The organism is Pseudomonas sp. LAIL14HWK12:I1, from assembly GCF_003202095.1.
In the GTDB taxonomy this organism is placed as follows: Bacteria; Pseudomonadota; Gammaproteobacteria; order Pseudomonadales; family Pseudomonadaceae; genus Aquipseudomonas; species Aquipseudomonas monteilii.
Window position 1 is genome coordinate 287012 of record NZ_QJKG01000003.1, and the last position, 19753, is coordinate 306764.

16 protein-coding genes are annotated in these 19753 nt (G+C 65.5%); 2 read left to right on the forward strand and 14 right to left on the reverse strand.

Annotation, left to right across the window (positions count from 1 at the left end; all coding sequences use genetic code 11):
• Positions 1 to 22: 22 nt before the first annotated feature.
• The 4 genes from D906_RS10685 to D906_RS10700 all read right to left on the reverse strand — a co-directional run bounded on the left by D906_RS10685 (position 23) and on the right by D906_RS10700 (position 3409).
• Positions 23 to 382, reverse strand: coding sequence for a cupin domain-containing protein (locus D906_RS10685; protein WP_016714273.1), 360 nt, complete (start codon positions 380 to 382; stop codon positions 23 to 25).
• A complete protein-coding gene (locus D906_RS10690) occupies positions 379 to 987 on the reverse strand; it encodes a GNAT family N-acetyltransferase (protein ID WP_019099505.1) in 609 nt (202 codons plus the stop codon). Before D906_RS10690 ends, D906_RS10685 begins: the two co-directional genes overlap by 4 nt.
• Positions 988 to 1226: 239 nt before the next feature.
• Positions 1227 to 2810 carry a rhodanese-related sulfurtransferase gene (locus tag D906_RS10695; protein ID WP_027615164.1) on the reverse strand — a complete coding sequence of 528 codons (1584 nt, stop codon included), beginning with the start codon at positions 2808 to 2810 and terminating at the stop codon, positions 1227 to 1229.
• Positions 2807 to 3409 carry a cysteine dioxygenase gene (locus D906_RS10700; protein ID WP_027609020.1) on the reverse strand — a complete coding sequence of 201 codons (603 nt, stop codon included), beginning with the start codon at positions 3407 to 3409 and terminating at the stop codon, positions 2807 to 2809. Before D906_RS10700 ends, D906_RS10695 begins: the two co-directional genes overlap by 4 nt.
• 299 nt (positions 3410 to 3708) lie before the next feature.
• Between D906_RS10700 and D906_RS10705 the strand changes: the two genes are divergently transcribed.
• Positions 3709 to 4662: an ABC transporter substrate-binding protein gene (locus tag D906_RS10705; protein ID WP_025753153.1), complete on the forward strand. Its 954-nt coding sequence runs from the start codon at positions 3709 to 3711 to the stop codon at positions 4660 to 4662.
• Positions 4663 to 4774: 112 nt separating this feature from the next.
• Entirely contained in the window at positions 4775 to 6094 is a 1320-nt protein-coding gene (locus D906_RS10710; protein ID WP_016714268.1) for an LLM class flavin-dependent oxidoreductase, read from the forward strand.
• 30 nt (positions 6095 to 6124) lie between these two features.
• Here D906_RS10710 and D906_RS10715 read toward each other — a convergent pair whose 3' ends face one another.
• From D906_RS10715 to D906_RS10760, 10 genes are all read right to left on the reverse strand, one after another.
• Complete coding sequence (locus D906_RS10715) at positions 6125 to 8536, reverse strand: TonB-dependent siderophore receptor (protein WP_027615165.1); 2412 nt, start codon at positions 8534 to 8536, stop codon at positions 6125 to 6127.
• Between the two features lie 33 nt (positions 8537 to 8569).
• Positions 8570 to 9064, reverse strand: coding sequence for a RidA family protein (locus D906_RS10720; protein WP_026020330.1), 495 nt, complete (start codon positions 9062 to 9064; stop codon positions 8570 to 8572).
• 19 nt (positions 9065 to 9083) lie between these two features.
• Entirely contained in the window at positions 9084 to 10646 is a 1563-nt protein-coding gene (locus tag D906_RS10725) for an NAD(P)/FAD-dependent oxidoreductase (protein WP_016714265.1), read from the reverse strand.
• Positions 10647 to 11006: 360 nt separating this feature from the next.
• A complete protein-coding gene (locus tag D906_RS10730; RefSeq protein ID WP_016714264.1) occupies positions 11007 to 12101 on the reverse strand; it encodes an LLM class flavin-dependent oxidoreductase in 1095 nt (364 codons plus the stop codon).
• Positions 12102 to 12163: 62 nt separating this feature from the next.
• Positions 12164 to 13498, reverse strand: a complete 1335-nt coding sequence (locus D906_RS10735; protein WP_016714263.1) for an LLM class flavin-dependent oxidoreductase — start codon at positions 13496 to 13498, stop codon at positions 12164 to 12166.
• A gap of 272 nt (positions 13499 to 13770) precedes the next feature.
• The gene (locus tag D906_RS10740) at positions 13771 to 15390 is read right to left on the reverse strand and encodes an ABC transporter ATP-binding protein (protein WP_016714262.1); all 1620 of its coding nucleotides are present in this window, start codon (positions 15388 to 15390) and stop codon (positions 13771 to 13773) included.
• On the reverse strand, positions 15387 to 16283 hold the full coding sequence (locus tag D906_RS10745) for an ABC transporter permease (protein ID WP_027615166.1): 897 nt from the start codon (positions 16281 to 16283) through the stop codon (positions 15387 to 15389). The genes D906_RS10740 and D906_RS10745 overlap by 4 nt, the downstream gene beginning before the upstream one ends.
• Before the next feature lies 1 nt (position 16284).
• Complete coding sequence (locus D906_RS10750) at positions 16285 to 17235, reverse strand: ABC transporter permease (protein ID WP_019098635.1); 951 nt, start codon at positions 17233 to 17235, stop codon at positions 16285 to 16287.
• The gene (locus D906_RS10755; protein ID WP_027615167.1) at positions 17232 to 18851 is read right to left on the reverse strand and encodes an ABC transporter substrate-binding protein; all 1620 of its coding nucleotides are present in this window, start codon (positions 18849 to 18851) and stop codon (positions 17232 to 17234) included. Before D906_RS10755 ends, D906_RS10750 begins: the two co-directional genes overlap by 4 nt.
• A gap of 93 nt (positions 18852 to 18944) precedes the next feature.
• Positions 18945 to 19742, reverse strand: coding sequence for a class II aldolase/adducin family protein (locus tag D906_RS10760; protein ID WP_019098633.1), 798 nt, complete (start codon positions 19740 to 19742; stop codon positions 18945 to 18947).
• Positions 19743 to 19753 lie beyond the last annotated feature (11 nt).

Below are 19753 nucleotides of genomic sequence, written 5' to 3' on the forward strand. Positions count from 1 at the left end.
TCGATGAAACGTGACCCTGTGCTCAGTTCGCGGGCAAGAGGATCACGAAGTTCTTTTTCATGTCTTCCAGCACGGTCCATTTGCCCTTGGCGCCCGGTTCGATAATGAACGTGTCGCCAGCGGCCAATGTGGTGGGGGCGCAACCCTCGAGCTCGATGACACAGCGTCCACTCAGGACATGGCAGAACTCCCAAACTTTGTAGTCGATGCGCCACGCTCCGGTACTGGCTTCCCACTCTCCGGAAATACGACCTTGCTGTTCATCGTGATAGTACTTGGACGTCAGCGTATGAGGGGTGCCCTCCACGACCTCTTCAAAAAAGGGAAGGTCGCGCACCGGTTGAATGTCCAGTTCGCGGAACACGGTCAGTTTCTTGTTCATGGTTTTTTCTCGAGCACGTTGTGGTTGGGGCGATACATCAAATAGGCTTCACCGGTTACGCCCAGCATCGGGTGCGGAACGATCTGGCAGGTTTTAACAATTTGAAAACCGTGACGTTCATAGAAACGGCGTGCACCGTGGTTTTCTGCATAATCGATCAGGCATAGCCCATCCAGGTCAGCGTCCTCAGCGCGCTGCTGGGCGTGGCGAAGAAACTGGACGCCCAGCCCCTGGCTGCGCCAGGCCTCATCCAGGGCCAGGCTGGATATGTACAAGGTGTCGGGTATTTCCATGTCGGAATACGGCGCGAGGACCGGGTCTGTCTCGACCGGCCTGTCAGAGGTCTCGCGCAAGGCATAGCTGTGCATCATGCCGATGACGTGCCCTTCGTAAGTGGCCATCAGGCAGTTTTTGTAGGAAAAGTCGCCCTGTTCCCTGGCATAGCGAGACGCACCGACACTCAGCAATGCTTCTCCAGGTGCGGCAAGCTTGCTCCAGATGTAATCGGCCATGCCTTCCGATGTCAGTTGAAAGAAGCGCGCAATATCGTGCGCGTCCGAGGCTTGAGCGGGTCTGAAGTCGATAGGCACGTACGGTGCTCCCATGGGATCGGGTGGTTAGTTTTCAAGGATTACGCCTTAGACAGGGAGGCAGGGTAGGCGGGTTGAGCGGTTCCCATCATGCTCTGGGCGAACACCGTCCGCACCGCGTGCGACTACCGACCGGAAACTACCGGTCAGTAGCGATGAAGTCGTAGCGCGCCACGAGGTTGGTGACGGCGTAGCCGCCCTGCGTAAAGGTGTGCAGGGCGGCACCGGTTTGCCGTGAACCCCTGCGTTCAGGTTCAGAGCACCTTGAACCCATGGGTGCCATCGCGCTCGAGTTGCGCGATCAGACCAAACTCCCAGTCCAGATACCCCTGCATCGCCTCGCGAGGATTGTCCGTACCCTCGTAGGGGCGCCGGTAGCGGTCGCTGCGTGGTACGGCAAGCTGCGTTTCGCCGGTTTCCAGCGGTTTCCCGGCAGCGATCCAGCGCGTGGTGCCGCCTTCGAGCAGGTAAACGGGAGTGCGGGTGAGGGCCTGCAGGTCACGCGCGGCGAAGCGTGCCAGCAGGCTGCTGCCGCACGTCAGTACGTAGCGACTGGCCTGTGGCACCCGTTCCAGGGTTTCGGCCAGTTGCGCGCGAATCGCCCAGTGCGCACCGGGGATATGACGCTTGACGTAGTTGGCGCTGGTGGTGAAATCCAGCACCACGGTGCCGTCTTCCTGCAGCCAGCCTTGCAACTGTTCGACACCGATCTCATTGGCCTTGGGTAGCTCCGGCAGCGGCGCCTGCCAATCGCCGACGGCGCTGAAATCAGCCGCCGACAGCCCGTCCAGCACCGCCACCTGCCAGCCCATCTGCGCCAGCCACGACGCGCTCATGTTGGCGCGCACGCCATCGTCGTCCACCAGCACGATGCGCGCGCCGCGCACGCTGGCGACGTGGTCGGTTTCCTGCACCAGCTGCCCGCCGGGCACGCTGCGGCTGCCGGGCAGATGGCCTGCAACGTATTCTTCGGGCGTGCGCACATCGAACAGGTAAGTGGTACGGCTGGCGTCGGCCTGCCAGGCATCAAGCCCGGCGCGCTCCAGGCGCAGCACGCCGGCGCGGTCGGCCACAGCACGAGCCTGGCGGGCGGCGTTGGCACGGGTGCCGGCGCTCACCTGGGCGAAGGTCTTGTCCTGGCCGTGAGCCAACTGCTGCCCGGCCAAGGTCCAGCCGATGGTGCCGTTGCGCAGGGCGGCCACCGGGTTGGGGATGCCGGCGTTGACCAGCGACTGGGTGCCGATGATGCTGCGGGTGCGGCCGGCGCAGTTGACGATCACCTGGGTGGCCGGGTTCGGCGCCAGCTCGGCCACCCGCAGCACCAATTCGGCGCCGGGCACGCTGATGCCACCGGGAATGCTCATGGTCTGGTATTCGTCGAAGCGCCGGGCGTCGAGCACCACCACGTCTGCCTTGTCATCGAGCAGCGCCTGCACCTGCTCGGCGGCCAGCGAGGGGGTGTGGCGCACGCTCTCGACCAACTCGCCGAAGGCTTTGCTGGGGACGTTGACGTCACGGAACAGCTCACCGCCTGCCGCGCGCCAGCCGGCCAGGCCGCCGTCGAGCACGGCCACGTCGCTGTAGCCTAGCGCGAGCAGGCGCTGCGCCGCCACGGCGGCCAGGCCTTCGCCATCGTCGTAGACGGTGATGGCGGTGTCACGTCGCGGCACACGGGCGAAGATTTCCAGCTCCAGTTTCGACAGCGCCAAGTTGGCGGCGAACAGCGGGTGCTCCTGGGCGAACGGGTCCTCTTCGCGCACATCGATCAGGGCCAGTTCCTCGCGGGCCAGCAGGGCGCGGCGGATGTCTTGGTAACGGCGGGTGGTGACTGTGCTCATGGGGCAGGGTTCTCTTTGGACAGGTCCCAGATGTTGGGCAGGCGGGTATTGGAATAGCCGGAAATGAACGCTTTTTCGCTGCCGTCCTCGGCGTAGACCGCGCGCTTGACCGCGCCGATGTTGCCGCCGTAGACGTGGATGCTGATCGACACCTGATCACTGAAGGCATTGCTGACCTGGTGAATGTCACCAATGCGCGGCGACACGGCCTCCACCTGACCTGGCGCCAGGCGCACCGGTGCGCCGCTGGGCTGCAGTGCGCCCTGGGCGTCGCGGGTGAAGTTTTGGGAGTATTCGGCGCCGCGCAGCATCCCGATCAGCCCCCACACCCGGTGATCGTGGATGGGTGTGCGCTGCCCTGGCCCCCAGACGAAGCTCACCACCGAAAAGCGTTGGCGCGAGTCGCAGTGCAACAGGTACTGCTGGTAGCGGTGCGGGTCGGGCTGGGCGAGGTCGTCTGGTAGCCAGTCGTCCTGCGCCACCAGGCTGGCCAGAAGGCCCCGGCCGCGATCGAGAAGGGTGGCTTCGTCGGGCTGCTGTTCGAGCAACTCGGCCAGGCTGTCGATGAAGTGGCGCAGGCGCTCCGGGTTATGGCTCATGGTTCAGGCTCGATGTTCAGGTTTCATATCACCCTAGCAAAGCCTGTTTCTATTCTCAAAATGCAAAATAATCATAAGCTAATATGCAAATAATGCATTTACAGCAGAGCGTTTCTGCTTTCAAATCGCATTACGCCGAAGGCATGAGGTTATGCCCAAAGCGCATTTCACAGCGGCTTGATTGATCTATAGATTATAAAAATCGATCGAGTAAGACTTAAAAGATATAAAACCGTTGCCACGAGACCGCACCTGCGGATCGGCCCTGACGTGCCCCAAGCGGGCATCTGGAGACCCCCGTGCGTTACTTCAAGCAACTGGCCGTCACTGTGCTGGCCACCACCTTCAGCCTTGCCGCCGCCGCCCAGACCTTGGTCGTAGGCGACCAGAGTTACAACGCCCGCGCGGTGATGGAAGCGGCCGGGGTACTCGACAACCTGCCTTATGAGCTGGAGTGGAAGCAGTTCACCGCAGGCTCCCCCGTGGCCGAGGCGCTCAACGTCGGCAGCCTTGACATTGGCCTTCTGGGCGATGCACCGCCCTTGTTTTTGGGCGCCTTGGGCGCGCCGATCAAGGTGATCGCGGTCAGCCGCCAGAACCTCGAAGGGGTGGCGATTCTGGCGCGCAAGGATTCGTCGATACACAGCCTGCAAGACCTGCGTGGCAAGCGCGCGGCGATCTGGAAGGGTTCGTGGAGCCAGCAACTTTTGTTCAGCGCCTTGGACAAGGCCGGCGTACCGCGTGATGCATTGGAGCTGCGTTACCTCAGCGCGCTGGACGCTTCCCACGCCCTGGATGGCGGCTCGGTGGACGTGATCGCCACCTGGGAGCCCTACGTTACCCAGCAAGAACGCCAGGGCGCCCGCGTACTGGCCACTGCCGAAGGCGTAATACCGGCGCAGAGTTTCGTGGTGGCCAACGCCAAAGCGGTGGACGCCAAGCGCACGCAGATCGCCGACTTTCTGCAACGGCTGAAAAAAGCCCGCGACTGGACCCTGAGCGACCCGGCCCACACCGAGGCCTACGCCGACGCCTGGGCCAAGCGCACCCGCGCTGACCGCGACATCGCCCGCGCCTGGTTCGCCCGTGCGCGCACTGACCTTGCGCCGCTGAACCCGCAGGTGATCGTCGACGCGCAGAAAACCGTGGACTTCTTCGCCGGGCTCGGGCTGATCCAGACGTATCCGGCCAGCAGCTTGTTCGATACCTCGTTTGGTGCGGCTATCGAGCAGCCGGCTGTCAGCCAGCACTGAAGCTCTGCGCTGGCTTCTTCGCGGGCAAGCCCGCTCCCATAGGCAAGCGCAGATCCCTGTGGGAGCGGGCTTGCCCGCGAAGGCCTCCCCTTGATTGCAAAGGACTCCCCCCATGACCCAACGCAAAATCAAACTCGGCGCCCTGACCATGGGCTGCGGCGGCCCCGGCCGGCACAACCTGTGGCTGGACCCCGAACTGCCGGCGGACGCCAGCGTCAACATCGACTGGTACATCGACATCGCCCGCCAGGCCGAGGCTGCGCTGTTCGACCTGATGTTCATCGTCGACAGCCAGTTCATCACCCCTGGCTCCCCCTCGCACTACCTCAACCGCCTGGAGCCGCTGACCCTGCTGTCGGCCCTGGCCGTGAGCACCCGCCATATCGGCCTGGTCGGCACCCTCACCACCTCCTACAACGCCCCGTACAACGTCGCCCGCCGGCTCGCTTCGCTGGACCTGATCAGCAAGGGCCGCGCCGGCTGGAACGTGGTCACCAGTGGTGATGCCGGCACCGCCGGCAACTACGGGCTGGACGAACACTACGACTACGACACCCGCTACGCCCGGGCTCAGGAGCATGTGCAAGTGGTACAGGGGCTATGGCACTCCTACGAGGACGACGCCTTCCCCCGTGACCGCGCTAGCGGCCGCTTTCTCGACCCCGCCAAGCTGCACGGGCTGAACCACAAGGGCGAGCACTTTTCGGTGGTGGGGCCGCTGAACATCCAGCGCTCGCCCCAGGGCCAGCCTGTGATCTTCCAGGCCGGCGACTCCGAGCAGGGTCGCGACCTGGGTGCGGCCACCGCCGATGTGGTGTTCACGCATGCCGCCAGCATCGAGCAGGGCCAGGCGTTCTACCGTGACGTCAAGGGCCGCGCGGCACGCCTGGGGCGTGATCCGGAGCAGTTGCTTGTGCTGCCGGGCGCGGAGATCTACGTGGGGGATACTGACGAGCACGCCCGTGAGATCGAACGGCACTATCACCAGGCCGATCACAGCTTCGAGCTGGCGCTCAAGGAGTTCGGGCGCAATTTCGGCTGGCACGACTTCAGCCAGTACGAGCTTGACGCCCCATTCCCGCAAGAGAGCCTGGAGTATGCCCGCAGCAGCTTCTTCACCAATGCCAAGCGCATCGCCGACCAGGCGCGGGACAAAGGCTTTAGCCTGCGCCAGGCGGTGGAGTTCGGTCGCCAGTTGCGTCCCGGCGCGTTCGTAGGTTCCGCGCAGACGGTAGCGGCGAAGATGGCCGAATGGTTCGAGGCGCGGGCTTTGGATGGGTTCAACATTTATATAGGGCATCCGGGGCAGTTCCGTCGCTTTACCGAGGAGGTGGTGCCGCTGTTGCAGGAGCGTGGGGTGTATCGCACGGCGTATGAAGGCAGCACCTTGCGCGAGAGCCTGGGGCTGTCGATTCCGCGTTTTAGCCGGTAGATCGCCGGGGCTGCAACGCAGCCCCCCTTTTCAGAAGTTGTATGTCACCCGCCCAAAGTAATACCCCCCGGTAAACCCATACGGCGAGTACACCCCATACCCCTTGACCATGGTCTTGCTGCTCGGTGCCTGGCGCTCGGGGTACACATCGAACAGGTTACGTGCGCCCACCGCCAGCTCCAGGTCCTTGGTCAGCTGGTAGCCCACGTCCAGGTCGGTGATCCAGCGCGCTTTGTACTCGCGGTCCAGCGAGCGATCATTGGCGGCGTTGACCTCGCGCCACGAGCCATAGCGCGTCAGCCCCAGGTTGACCCGGTAGCGGTCCAGCCGCCAGTTGCCGCCCAGGATCAGCTTGGTGTGCGGCTGCACCTCGGTGAGCAGGTTGCGGGCCTGGCGGTCCATCAGCGTGTAGGGGGCGCCGAGAATGTTCACGCTTTGCTGGTAATCGAGGATCTCGGTGTCGTTCCAGTTGAACGCTGCGGTCCACTTCACGGTGCCGGCGCTGCCTAGATCCTGGTCGTAGCTGCCCACCAGGTCCAGGCCCTTGGTGCGGGTGTCGGCGCCGTTGGTGAAGTACTGCCCGCCGGAGGTCGAGTCGATGCCGTTGTCCAGCAATGCCTGAGTGACTTCCGGGCCGAGCAGGGTGCCGGTGAGGGTGATGCGGTCGCGCACGTTGACCAGGTAGGCATCGGCGGTGAAGGCCAGGCGGTCGCTGGGTTGCCAGGTCAGGCCGAGGCTGTAGTTGGTGGATTTTTCAGGTTTGAGCGCTTCGGCTCCTAACGCCTTGGCCGCCGCCGAGTCCACCGGCAGTACGCCGTAGTTGATCGACTGATACACGCCATTGACCACACCATAGGTGGTGGAGCGCGCGCTGAACAGGCTGTTGGCCAGTGATGGTGCACGGAAGCCGTTGCTCACCGTAGCCCGCAGTGCCAGTTCCGGGGTGAACTCGTAGCGGGTGGTGAGCTTGCCGCTGCGGGTGGCGCCGATGCCACGGTCGTAGTGCTCGTAGCGCACCGCTGCGCCCCAGTACCACTGCGGCAACGGGTTGAAGCCCACATCCAGGAAGCCGGCGTAGCTGTTGCGGCTCGCGCTGGTAGCCTCGGCCGGTGAGATGCCGTTGGTCACCTGGGCGCCGGAGGCGGCGCAGTTGCCTGGGGTGGGGCAGTAACCGCCGTCGGCCCAACTGGCCCAGTCGCCGGCTTGCACCTGATACGTGTCGCGGCGCTGTTCAAGGCCCCACGAGAAGTCCAGCGGCTTGCTCAGCCCCACCTCGAAGCTGCGGTGCAGGTCGAGGTTGCTGGTCAGTTGCGAGCTGACCCAGGTGCCGGACTCGAAGTGGTTGGGCGTCGCCTCGCCCAGCGAAGGGTTTTGGTTATTCCAGGTGCCTTGGGCGGCTTCGTTGCGCCCGTAGGTGCTCGACAGGTCCCAGTCCCATTCGCCGGCCAGGCCCTTGGCACCGAACGCTGCCTGGTAGTCGTGCTCTTCGATGTACCAGGTGGGCGTGTAGCCGGACGGGCGCCCATTGGGCCCGGTGGTGATGGTGTTGGCGATGGTCGGCAGACGGAAATTCTGGCCCTGCTCGGCCTTGCGGTACGACCAGGTGCTGAACGAATACAGGGTCAGGTCGTCTTGCAGGGGCAGTTCGGCGTTGTAGCCCAGGGTCAGCAGGTTGATCTTCGGCGTGCCGTAGCCGCCGTAGGTGACCTTGCCGGCGCGGTCCAGCGCTTCGGCCTGGCTGTAGCCGTTGGCACTGGCCTTGTTGTCGTCGTTCTGGCTGCGCGCATCCATCGCCAGCTGCAGGATGCCGTCACGGCCGATCTCGAAACCCTTGTTCAGGCTTTGCTGCACGGTCTGCTTCTTGCCGTCGTAGCCCTGGCCGGCAGTCGTCACAGCGGTACCGCTGGTATCGGCCTTGAGGATCACGTTGATCACCCCGGCGATGGCGTCCGAGCCATACTGCGCGGCGGCGCCGTCGCGCAGCACCTCCACATGGTCGATGGCGCTGATGGGGATCAGGTCCAGGTCGCTGGGCGCAGCACCGGCGTTGATGCCGCTGATGTTCAGGGTGGCGCTGGTGTGGCGGCGCTTGCCGTTGACCAGCACCAGCACCTGGGCGGCATTGAGCCCGCGCAGGTTTGGCGCGCGGGCCATGCCGCTGGCGTCCCAGCCGGTCTTTTCCGGCAGGGTGAGCGAGGGCACGCTGGCGCTCAGGGCTTCCATCAGGCCGGGCTTGCCGGTCTCCTGCAATTGCTTGGCGCTGATCACGTCGATCGGCACGGGGCTTGTGGTGACGGTGCGCTTCTCGGCGCCACGGTTGCCGGTGACGATCACCGTGCCCAGGGCCTGGGCACTGGGTTCATCGGCCAGTGTCGGGGTAGTTTGCAGCCCCGCGGCGAGGGCCATGGGGAGTAACGAGGCAGAGGTAAAGACTTGCTTCATGCACGCAGTTCCTTGTTGGGCGGGGTGGCGCGCTCAGGGCGCCTTGGCCGCGATAGCGTCGATTTCCACCAGCGCGCCCGGCAACGGCAGGGCCACCACCTGCAAGGCGGTGCGGGTCGGGGTGCGGGGTTGATCGGCGGTGGCGAAGAACTCGGTGTAGGCCGCTTGCAGTCCGGCGAAATCGAGGTTGCCGCCATTGGCCGGATCGCCCACCAGGAACACCCGCAACTGGACGATGTCGCCCAGGTCCAGGCCTTGGCTCTGCAAGGCTGCGCGCAGTTTCTTCAGCACCGACCGGGCCTGTGTTTCGGTATTACCCAGGGCCGCGACGCTGCCCTTGGGCGCCTTGGGGTCTGCTACATCCGGCAGGGTGCCGCTGATGAAGGTCAGCTGACTGCCGGCCGGCACCGTGACCAGTTGCGAGATGGGGAAGTTCGAGCCAGGTGGCGCGACGCGCTTGATGCCGTCGGCGTGGGCGTTGAGGGTCAGGGACATGAGCACTCCGGCAAGTAGAAGAAGACGAGGCATGGGTAGAATTCCTGCAGGGTCAGGCGGCAGCGCCGCGGGTGGTCTGGCTGGCGTGTCGGGCGATCAGGCTGACCACGCGGCGGGCGGATTCGGCGGCGCTGTTCTGCCAGATGCCCACCCCGCCATGGGCCAGGGCGTCACTGGCCAGCCAGGTGCGGCCCTGGGGCTGGTTGAGCCGGTCGTAGCCGGGCTGGGCGACTTCGTCGTGGACGATCCACGGCGCCTCGCTGAAGGGGATCTTCGACCAGTTCACCACCACCGGCCGGCCGAGTTTCTGGCTGTGACCGGGGTGCAGCGATTCCACCGCCTGGCGCGACGAGGCAATCTGCGCGGCCAATGGCTTGGCGGCGAACTGCTGGGCCACGCCACCGGTGTTGTAGGTGGCCACCAGCACGCCTTGGGCGCTGTTGAGACGATCACTGGGGTACCACAGGGTGCGCGCCTCGTGGTTGATGTAGCTGAGGCCGCCGTAGATCTGAAAATCCGTTTCCCAGAACCGCGGCGACTGCCAGGCCACCTTGTTGGCCTTGTCGCCTTCGGCGCTGGCGATGGCTTGCTTGAACGGCGCGTCGAAGTTATTCGGCAACTTGGCCAGCAGCGGCAAGGGCAGGGTGACGATGGCGTAGTCGGCCTGTTCGACGTGCTGCTGGCCGCTCTTGCGATCACGCCACACTACCTTGGCGCCGGTGTCGCCGGTTTCGACCCCGAGCACCTCGGCGCCCAGGCGTACGCTGTCCTGGACCTGGCGGTAGAAGGCCTTGGGGATCTGGTCCATGCCGCCCACTGGCTGGAACATGGTCGAGGAAAACTCGGGGATCTCGTCGAACACCAGCGGCAGTAGCAGGTTGCTGTCCAGCAACTGATCGAGCGGCACGGGTTGGCGCTGGATCGGCGTCTGGTCGCCGGCGCCAGCGAAGCGGGTGTAGCCGGCGCGCACCGAGCCGCGGTACTGCTGTTGGCTGTCGAGGTCACCGTAGACCTTGAGGAAGTCCAGCAGCGCCTTGCGCTGGCCACTGCTGAGTTCGGCATCCAGGCTGTTGCGGCTGACGCTGCGCGCCAGCAGTTCGCTGAAATGCCCACGGGTGTCGTTGACCGCCTGGCGCAGCAGCAGCGGTGGACGGGCAAGGTCGGGTTGGGCCAGGGCGTTGCGGCTGCTGTTGACCAGCACCTGCAACTCTACGCCCAGTTCGCGGCAGTAACCCAGGATGGTCAGGTGATGGCTGGGCAGGCGCGCGGCGCCGGCGTTGAAGAACTGGCCCTGGTCGAACTCCACGCGCTGCGTGGTGCCGTCGTTGTGTTCGATACGGTCGCCCTGGCGCAGGGTCCAGACCCGGCCGCCGACCCGCTCGCGGGCCTCCAGCACGGTCACATTGAAGCCTGCCTTGCGCAGCTCGTAGGCCGACACCAGTCCGGAAATACCGGCGCCGACAATCAGCACGCGCTTGCCGTTGCCACCGTTGGCGGCCAGTTGCAGGGGTTCGAAGGTGGCGGCCAGGGCGTTCTGCCCCAGCGCGCCCAGTGCCGCCGAATAGCCGCCGATGGCGGCGAGGCGGGCGATCAGATCTCTACGGGACAATCCCATGTCGCGGTCTCCGAGAAGTTGGGTTCGGATGTGCGCAACAGGGCAGGCGGACGCATGGCGAGGCCCGACGACGGTTGGCACGAATCCATTTGCCTCCGCCAGGTCGGGGTCGGTTTACAGAACTTAATGATCTTTACGTGGGTTGTGAAAGGCTTTTTTGTTCTAAGTTAATTATGTAATTCAATCATTATGTTTGTTTTGCTAAATGCGTTATTTGTATTTTGTGGTGTGTTGTTCATTCATTTGGCGGCAACATGAAAAGGCCCCTTCGCGGGGCAAACCCGCTCCCACGATGCACAGCGGTCGTGCTTTCGTGGAAGCGGGTTTGCCCCGCGAAGGGGCCGTTGCCGTTATGAAGATCTAAGCCGTACGCGCGCTACGCTCACCTTCCCGCAGCGCAACCAGCGCCTTGATCCGCGGAATCAACGCCTGCCCATACTCCACCGCATCGCGCAACTGATCGAACCCCCGGAACAAGAAGGTACTCACCCCCAGCTCGTAATACGCGTGCGCAGCCTCGGCCACCTGGTCCGGCGTGCCCACCAGCGAGGTGGAGTTGCCCGCACCGCCGCCGAGCGCGGCGATCTCGGTCCACAGCCGGGTGTCGTGCACCTTGCCGGCCAGCTGCACCAGCCGTTCGGAACCCACGTTGCTCTTGCCGAAGTTCTTCTCGCGGCGGTTGCCCTGGCGGATGCCGATACGCTGCTTGGCGTCGGCCAGAATGCGCTCGGCGCGGGCCCAGGCTTCGTCCTCGGTGGCGCCGAGGATCGGGCGCAGCGACAGGCTGAAGCGGATGTGCTTCTCGCGCCCGTAGCGGGCGGCGGCCTTGCGGACCTTGGCAATCCGCTCGCGCACCTGCTCCAGCGGCTCGCCCCACATCATGTACACGTCGGCGTGCTTGGCGGCGACCTCCACGGCGGCGTCGGAGGCGCCGGAGAAGTAGATCGGCAGCTTGCCCACCGGTTTGACCAGGGTCAGGTTGTCTTCCACCCGGTAATGTTCACCCTGGTGGTCGAAGGGCTCGGTGCGGGTCCAGGTGTTGCGCAGCACCTCCAGGTACTCGTCGGTGCGTGCGTAACGGGCGTCCTTGTCGAGAAAGTCGCCATCGCGCTGCAGGTCGCCGCTGTCGCCGCCGGTGATGACGTTGATCGAGGCGCGGCCACGGCTGAGCTGGTCGAGGGTGGCGAACTGGCGGGCGGCGAAGGTCGGTGCCTGGAAGCCTGGGCGGTGGGCCACCAGCAGGCCGATGCGCTCGGTCAGCGCGGCCACGTAGCTGGCCAGGATCATCGAGTCCGGCGCGCTGGTGTTGACTGCCAGCAGCGCCTTGTCGAAACCGCCGTATTCCTGGGCCTGGGAGAACGCCTTGATGAATTCCAGGTCTACCAGCGGGCCGCGCGGGGCCTGGGATTCGCTGCCTTCCTGGGGGCCGATGAGGCCGACGAATTCGAGAGTCATGGAGCAAAATTCCTTTTCTGGGGGTATGGGCGGGCTGGGGCCGCAAAGCAGCCCTGGCGGTCTCAAGCCACTGCGCTTTGTTCGCGGCGCAAGGTATTGCGGTTGGCCGGCACATCCAGCCCGAAGTTGGCGCGCAGGGTGTCGCCTGCGTACTCGCCGCGTACCAGCCCGCGCGCCTGCAACAGCGGTACCACCAGCTCGGTGAAGTACTGCAGGCCATCGGGCAGCAGCTGGTTGATGATGAAACCGTCGGCGGCGCCGTGCTCGAACCAGTCCTGCAGGGCGTTGGCCACTTGCTCGGGGGTACCGACGAAGTCGCGGCGCGGGCGCGAGAAGCGCAGGGCCAGTTCGCGCAGGGTCAGTTGCTCGTCCCGGGCCAACTGCTTGAGCTGGTCGGCGGTGCCTTTGTGGCTGTTGTCGCCCAGAGTGCCCAGGTCGGGGAAGGGCGCGTCCAGCGCGTGCTGGCTGAAGTCGTAGTCGTTGAACGGGCGGCCCAGGGCGACGATGGCATCCTCGATGCTCACCAGCTCCACGGCCTGCTGGTAGCGGTGTTGCACTTCCTCCTCGTCACGCCCGACGATGGGGCGGATGCCCGGCAGGATAAACAGCTGCTCAGGGTCGCGGCCATGCTTGGCAGCGCGCTGCTTGAGGTCCTGGTAGTAGGCGCGGGCGTCACTGAACGACTCGGGGCTGACGAAGATCGCATCGGCGTTCTGGGCGGCGAAGTTACGTCCGTCCTCGGACACTCCGGCCTGGAAGATCAGCGGCTGGCCCTGGGGCGAGCGCTGGATGTTCAGCGGGCCTTTGACCTTGAAGAACTCGCCCTGGTGGCCGAGGGTGTGCAGTTTGTCCGGGGCGAAAAACTCGCCGGTGTGTTTGTTGCGGGTGAAGGCATCGTCCTCCCACGAATCCCACAGGCCCTTGACCACCTCGACGTGCTCGCGGGCGATGCGGTAGCGCACGGCATGCGGCGGGTGCTCGGCCTTACCGAAGTTGTCGGCAGTGCCTGATAACCACGAGGTGACAACGTTCCAGCCGGCGCGCCCGCCGCTGATCAGGTCCAGCGAGGCGAACTGGCGTGCGACCTGGAACGGCTCGGTGTAGCTGACCGTGACCGTGGCCACCAGACCGATGTGCGAGGTGACTGCGGCCAGGGCCGAAAGAATGGTCAACGGCTCGAAGCGGTTGAGGTAGTGGGGGCTGGAGCGGGCGTGGATGTGCAGGCTGTCGGCGATGAAGGCGAAGTCGAATTTGGCGGCCTCGGCCAGCTGCGCCTGCTGCTTGTAGAAGCCGAAGTTGACACTGGCATCGGCCAGCGCCTCGGGGTGTCGCCATTCGCCCCAGCCGTGGCCGACACCGTGGATCATCGCGCCGAGTTTGATTTGTCGCTTGCTCATGGGGAGTCCTTCTGCAATCAGGTGATGGAGGCCTCCGCCGGGTGTGGGGTCGGACTGGTAAAGGGGACGTTAGCGTGGAGGGGAGGGGGTTGTGAAAGGCTTTGTGGTTCTAAGCTAATTATGCATAAGTATTATTTGAGAAATTAAATAATATGCATTGTTTTTTGTTTCTGCCTGATCCTGTCGCAGGCTTCGCCAGCTCCCATAGTGTCCGGTGTGAACCTTGTGGGAGCTTGCGACAGGGCCGTCAAGGCAAATCAGGGGATCCGCCTTTACACCGCCACCGGCAACACACTGCGCGAATGCCCCGGGATCGCCGCAATCAACTCCCGGGTATAGGCACTGGCCGGCCGGCTGAACACCTCCAGCGCCGGCCCTTGCTCCACCACCTGCCCGCGCCGCAGCACCAGCACCTGATCGGCCATGCTGGCCACCACCGCCAGATCATGGGACACCAGCACATAGGCGATCCCCAGCTCGCGCTGCAACTCATCGAGCAGCGCGAGGATCTGCGCCTGCACCGACACATCCAGCGCGCTCACCGGCTCGTCCAGCAGCAACACGTGCGGCTCCAGCGCCAGGGCCCGGGCGATCGCCACCCGTTGGCGTTGGCCACCGGACAACTCCCGCGGCAGGCGGTCGAGAAAGTGCACTGGCAACTGCACCCGGGCGATCAATTCACGCGCCTTGCGCTCCAGAGCCTGGCCCTTGAGCACACCAAACGCCACCAGCGGCTCGACGATGCTGTCGAACACCGTGAAGCGCGGATCGAGCGCGGCGAAGGGGTTTTGCTGCACCAGCTGGATACGCCGGCGCAGTGGCCTGAACTGGCGCCAGCTGTAGTGGGTAACGTCCTGGCCTGCAAACTCAACACGGCCCTGGCTGGGCGTCTCCAGCCCCAGGGCGATGCGCAGCGCGGTGCTCTTGCCCGAGCCCGATTCACCGACGATGGCCAGGGTTTGGCCTGCTTTGACCTCCAGGCTCAGGTCGTGCAGGGCAGTGAAGTTGGCGTCCTTGCCCGGCAGCGCAAAGCGCTTGCCGACGTTGCTCAGACGCAGCAGCGGCGTTTCTCCCAGGGCTGTGTTCGGCCGCTGGCGCGGCACGAAGGCGGGCGCAGCGGCGAGCAGGTCGCGGGTGTAGGGCTGTGGCGTGCCCCACAGCACCTGACGCGGCGAGGCGTGCTCCACCAACTCGCCGTGCTTCATCACCAGCAGGCGGTCGGCGCGGTCGCAGGCCATCCCCAGGTCGTGGGTGATGATCAGCAGCGAGATGCCGCGCTCGGCCACCAGCCGTTGCAGGTGGTCGAGAATGCGCCGTTGCACGGTCACATCCAGCGCGCTGGTGGGCTCGTCTGCGATGATCAGGCGCGGATCGCCGGCCAGGGCGATGGCGATCAGCACCCGCTGGCGCATGCCGCCGGACAGCTCGTGGGGGTATTGGCGGGCGCGCAGGGCCGGGTCGTCCAGGCCCACTTGGGTCAGCAGCTCCAGCACATCGGTGTCCAGCCCCGGATAACGCCGGCCGCGGGCCAGCAGCAGGGCTTCGGCGATCTGCCGGCCAATGCGCAGGGTGGGGTTGAGGCTGACCATCGGGTCCTGCGGTACCAGGCCGACGGTACGCCCGCGCAACTGGCGGCGGGCCGGCTCGCTGGCCGTGGCCACATCGACCCCGGCGACCAGCAACTGGCCCTGGTCGATCCGTGCGTTGCCCGGCAGCAGGCCCAGCAGGGCGTTGGCCAGGGTCGACTTGCCCGAGCCTGACTCGCCGACGATGGCCAGGGTTTCGCCCTGGTTCAGGCTGAACGACAGTTGGCGTACGGCTTCGGTACGCTGCCCGGCGAAGTGGTAGCTGACACTGAGGTCGCGGACCTCGATCAACGCAGGCTGGCTCATCGGGCATGCTCCTCGACGCTGCGCGCCAGGTGGTTGAGGCTGAACACCACGGCCACCACGAATAATCCCGGCAACAGGGACACCCACGGGGCGGTGATGAGGAAGTGGCGGCCATTGGCGATCAGTGTGCCCCATTCGGCCGCCGGTGGCGCAGCGCCAAAGCCGAGAAAGCTCAGGCCCGCGGTGGCGAGGATGGCCGCGCCGAAGTCCAGGGTGGCGAGCACCGCCACTGGCCCCCAGGCATTGGGCAGCACATGGCGCAGGAGCGTGCGCGCCCAGCTGGCGCCGCCCAAACGCGCGGCCTCGACATAGGGCAGGGTCTTGATGCGCAGCACCTCGGCGCGGGTGGTGCGGGCAAAGCCGGGGATGATGCCGACGCCCACGGCAATCGCTACCGGCACCGTGCCAAAGCCGATGGCGGTGACGATCGCCAGGGCCAGCAACAGACCGGGCAGGGCCAGCAGCACGTCGATCAGGCGCATCAACGCGGCGTCCACGCGCCCGCCGGCAAAGCCGGCCAGCACGCCCAGGCCCAGGCCGCCGGCCAGGGCGATGACCACCGCCAGCAGCGCGGCCTGCACGCTCAAGCGCGCGCCGTAGACCACCCGGGTGTACAGGTCGCGGCCCAGCTCGTCGGTGCCGAACCAGTGCACAAGGTTCGGCGCGCTGAGTTTGTCGGCGGGGGAGGTGGCGTAGGGGTCGAAGCTGGTCAGCAGTTGAGGAGCCAGCGCGCTCAGCAGAGCGAACAGCACTACCAGCAAGGCCAGGCTGAAACCGGGGCGGCGCAGCAGCGGGGCCAAGGCCTCGTGCAGGCGTTGCCAGCGCGTGCGGCGTTGCCATTGCTGTGCAGCCGTTGAGGGGACTGGATGATAGAGGCGAGTATCGGAAGTCATATCAGCTCACCTTGGCGGTATGGGTGATGCGTGGGTCGAGGTACGGGTACAGCAGATCGACAATCAGGTTCACCACCACGAAGGCCGCCGCTGACACCGCGACGATGGCCAGCACCACCGGAATGTCCTGGCGTAGCACGGCTTCCTGGGCCAGGCGGCCGACGCCGTTGCGCGAGAAGATGGTCTCCACCAGCACCGCACCGGACACCGTGTTGCCCACCTGCAGGCCAACCAGCGTGAGCAGAGGCAGCGCCGCGTTGCGCAAACCATGCCGGGCCTGCACCTGCGCCCGGCTCAGGCCCTTGGCGAAGGCGGTGGCGATGTACGGCTCCTGCCACACGCCTTGGAAGCCTCGTTGCAGCACCTGGGCGTACACCGCAGCGCTGGGAATGGCCAGTGTCACGGCTGGCAGCACCAGGCTGGCAAAGCCCTGGCTGCCGGTGGCCGGGAACCAGCCCAGACCAAAGGCGAACACCTGGATCAGCAGCAGCCCCATCCAGAACACCGGCACCGAAAAGCCCAGCGACGGCAGGCGGGTCAGCGCGGTCTTGAGCGGGCGCCATTGCAGGTAGGCGGTCAGGTAGGCAAGGCCCACGCCACCCAGCAACGACAGCACGATCGCCAGGCCGGCCAGCGACAGGGTCTGCGGCAGGCGCTCGGCCAGCAGCGCGGTGACCGGCCGGCCCAGCGAAAGTGACTGGCCCAGGTCGCCGTGCACGGCGCGCCAGAGCAGGTCGAAATACTGCTCGAACAGACCCTTGTCCAACCCGTAGTAGGCGCGGGCCTTGGCCAGGTCTTCGGGCGACAGGCCGTCGGCTTCCATGCCGGAGGCGCTGAGCATGATTGCCAGGGTGTCGCCCGGCAGCAGGTAGAGGATGAAATAGCTGATGGTGTAGGCACCCCACAGCACCAGCAGCGCCTGGCCGATGCGGCCGATCAGGTAGCGCTTCATGGCTGGCCGACCTGGATGTCACTGAGGAAGGCGAAGCCTTCGGCGGTCCAGCGGAAGTCCTTGACCCGTGGTGCGGTGGCCGCCTGCCAGACCCGTTCGTACAGCGGGAAGGCTGCCGCCTCGTCCACCAGCAGGTCCTGCAACTGGCCGTAGGCGGCGGCACGCTGCGGGTCGGCGGTGGCGGTGATGCCGCTGTCGAACAGCGCCTGGACCTTGGGCAGGGTGTGCGGCTCGTAGCTGTTGGTGGCCAGCGTTGCGCTGTTGGCGGCGCGCGGGTCGAGGATGGTCTGCAGGATGATCGGGTCGGCGCGGGTCATGTAGGTGGACGTCAGGTCGTAGTTGCCGGAAGTGTTGCCGGCCACCCACTCGGCGCGGGTCAGCACATTGAGCTTGAGGTCGATGCCTACTTTGCGCAGTTGGTCCTGCACCAGCACATCGCCTGCGCTTTCGGCGGGGGTGAGGTTGTAGCGCAGGGTCAGGCGCTGGCCGTTCTTCTGCCGGTAGCCGTCCTCGCCCTTGTGCCAGCCGGCGGCTTCGAGCAGTTGCTCGGCGCCCTTGGGGTCGTAGGCCAGCTTGTCGGCCTGGGCCTTGAAGTACGGCGTGGTCACGTCGTACACCCCGCTGACCACCGGGAACTCGGCGTTGTACACGGTGTGCGCGTAGCTGGTGCGGTCGATGGCTTTCTGCAGGGCAAGACGCACCTGGCGGTCGCCCAGCAGGCGGTTGTTGCGGGTATTGGGGTAGAGGTTGAGCGCAGGCCCCGGCAGCGACCGGCTCTGGATGGTCGCGCCCTTGGACTGGAACAGCTTGAGGTCGACCTCCGAGAACGGGGTGCGCGGCCACAGGATGTCGGCTTTGCCTTGCAGGAACAGGCCGTTGCGCACGCTTTCTTCGGGAATGTAGCTGACCTCGACGGTGTCCAGGTGGGCAGCGCCCTGGTTGCGCACGTTGGCCGAAGCCCAGGCGTAGTCCGCGCGTTTGACCAGCTTGGCGCCGACTTCCGGCGTGTAGTGTTCGAGCACGAACGGGCCGGTGCCGATGATCTTGCCCAGCGAGCGTTCCTGGGCGGTCAGCTTGTACGAGGCCGGGGCGAGGATCGCCAGGTTGGTGGTCGAGGTGGCTTGCAGGAAGCCTGCATTGGGCTTGGACAGCACCAGGCGCACGGTGAAGTCGTCAATCACTTCGGCGTGATCGTAACCGGCCAGGTAGGTGGCGCCGAAGGTGGCGGGGAGTTGCGTGGCGAAGGCCTTGTTGCTGTCGAAGGCTGTCTTCACGGCGTGTGCGTCGAAGCGCTCGCCGTTGCTGAACGTGACGTCCTGGCGCAGGTGGAAGGTGTAGCTCAGTGCATCGCTGCCGATCTCCCAGTTTTTGGCCAGCCACGGGATGATGCGTCCGGTGTCCGGGTCCTGGTCGGTGAGCGACTCGGCGACGTTGCGCAGCAGCACGCGGTGTTCCAGCCAGTAGACCTGGAACGGGTCGACGCTGACCAGGGTGGTGTTGTCGCCCCAGAAGGCGATGTTGAGGGTCTTGCTGGCGGCGGTGTTGTCGGCGGGGGAGCAGCCGGACAAGACCAGGGCCAGGGAACTGATGGCGAAAAGGCGGTGCAGTGAGGGCATGGGGTGATCCTTGATCAAGATGGAGTTCGCCAGTACCGGCCCTTTCGCGGGCTTGCCCGCGAAAGGGCCGGTACTGGCAGCAGATGCCTTCAGTCAGTCCTGATAGTCCCGCCCCTCCCGATCCAGCTGGCGAATCAGCGCATCCCAATGCCGCTGGATCCCCTCACCCTGGCCGTCGGAAAACCGCTTGGACTGCTCATGCACTTTGGCAATCGCCGCCGGCGCCGCATGCAGCAGCTGATCATTGCCCCCAGCCTGGGCCGCCACCTGGATATTGCACGCCCGCTCCAGCCCGTGCAGCTCGCGGAAGGCATGCTCCACGCTGACACCGCCCGTGAGCAGCCCGTGGTTGCGCAGAATCAGGATGTTGCTCGCGCCCAGGTTGGCCACCAACCGCTCTTGCTCGTCCAGGTCCAGCGCCACGCCTTCGTAGTCGTGGTACACCACGCGGCTGTAGTAGGCCAGGGCGTGCTGGGAGATCGGCAGCAGGCCATCGCGCTGGGCCGACACCGCCGCGCCGTCGCGGGTGTGGGTGTGCAGTACCGCCTTGAGGTCGGGGCGGGCACGGTGGATGGCGCTGTGGATCACGTAGCCGGCCTGGTTGATGCCCAGCCCCAGCGGGTCGTCGATGATCGTGCCGTCGACATCCACCTTGACCAGGTTGGAGGCGGTGATTTCATCGAACAGCAAGCCGAAGGCGTTGATCAGAAAATGCTCCTCCGGCCCCGGTACGCGGGCCGAGAAGTGCGTGTAGATATGGTCAGTCCAGCGAAACAGCGCGGCCAGGCGGTAGGCGGCGGCCAGCTTGACGCGTACTTCCCATTCCTCGGCGCTGACCCGTTGGCGAACGCTCTGGGCGGTATTGCTGGTGACGGCAGACAGTGAAGTCATGGTGTGTTCTC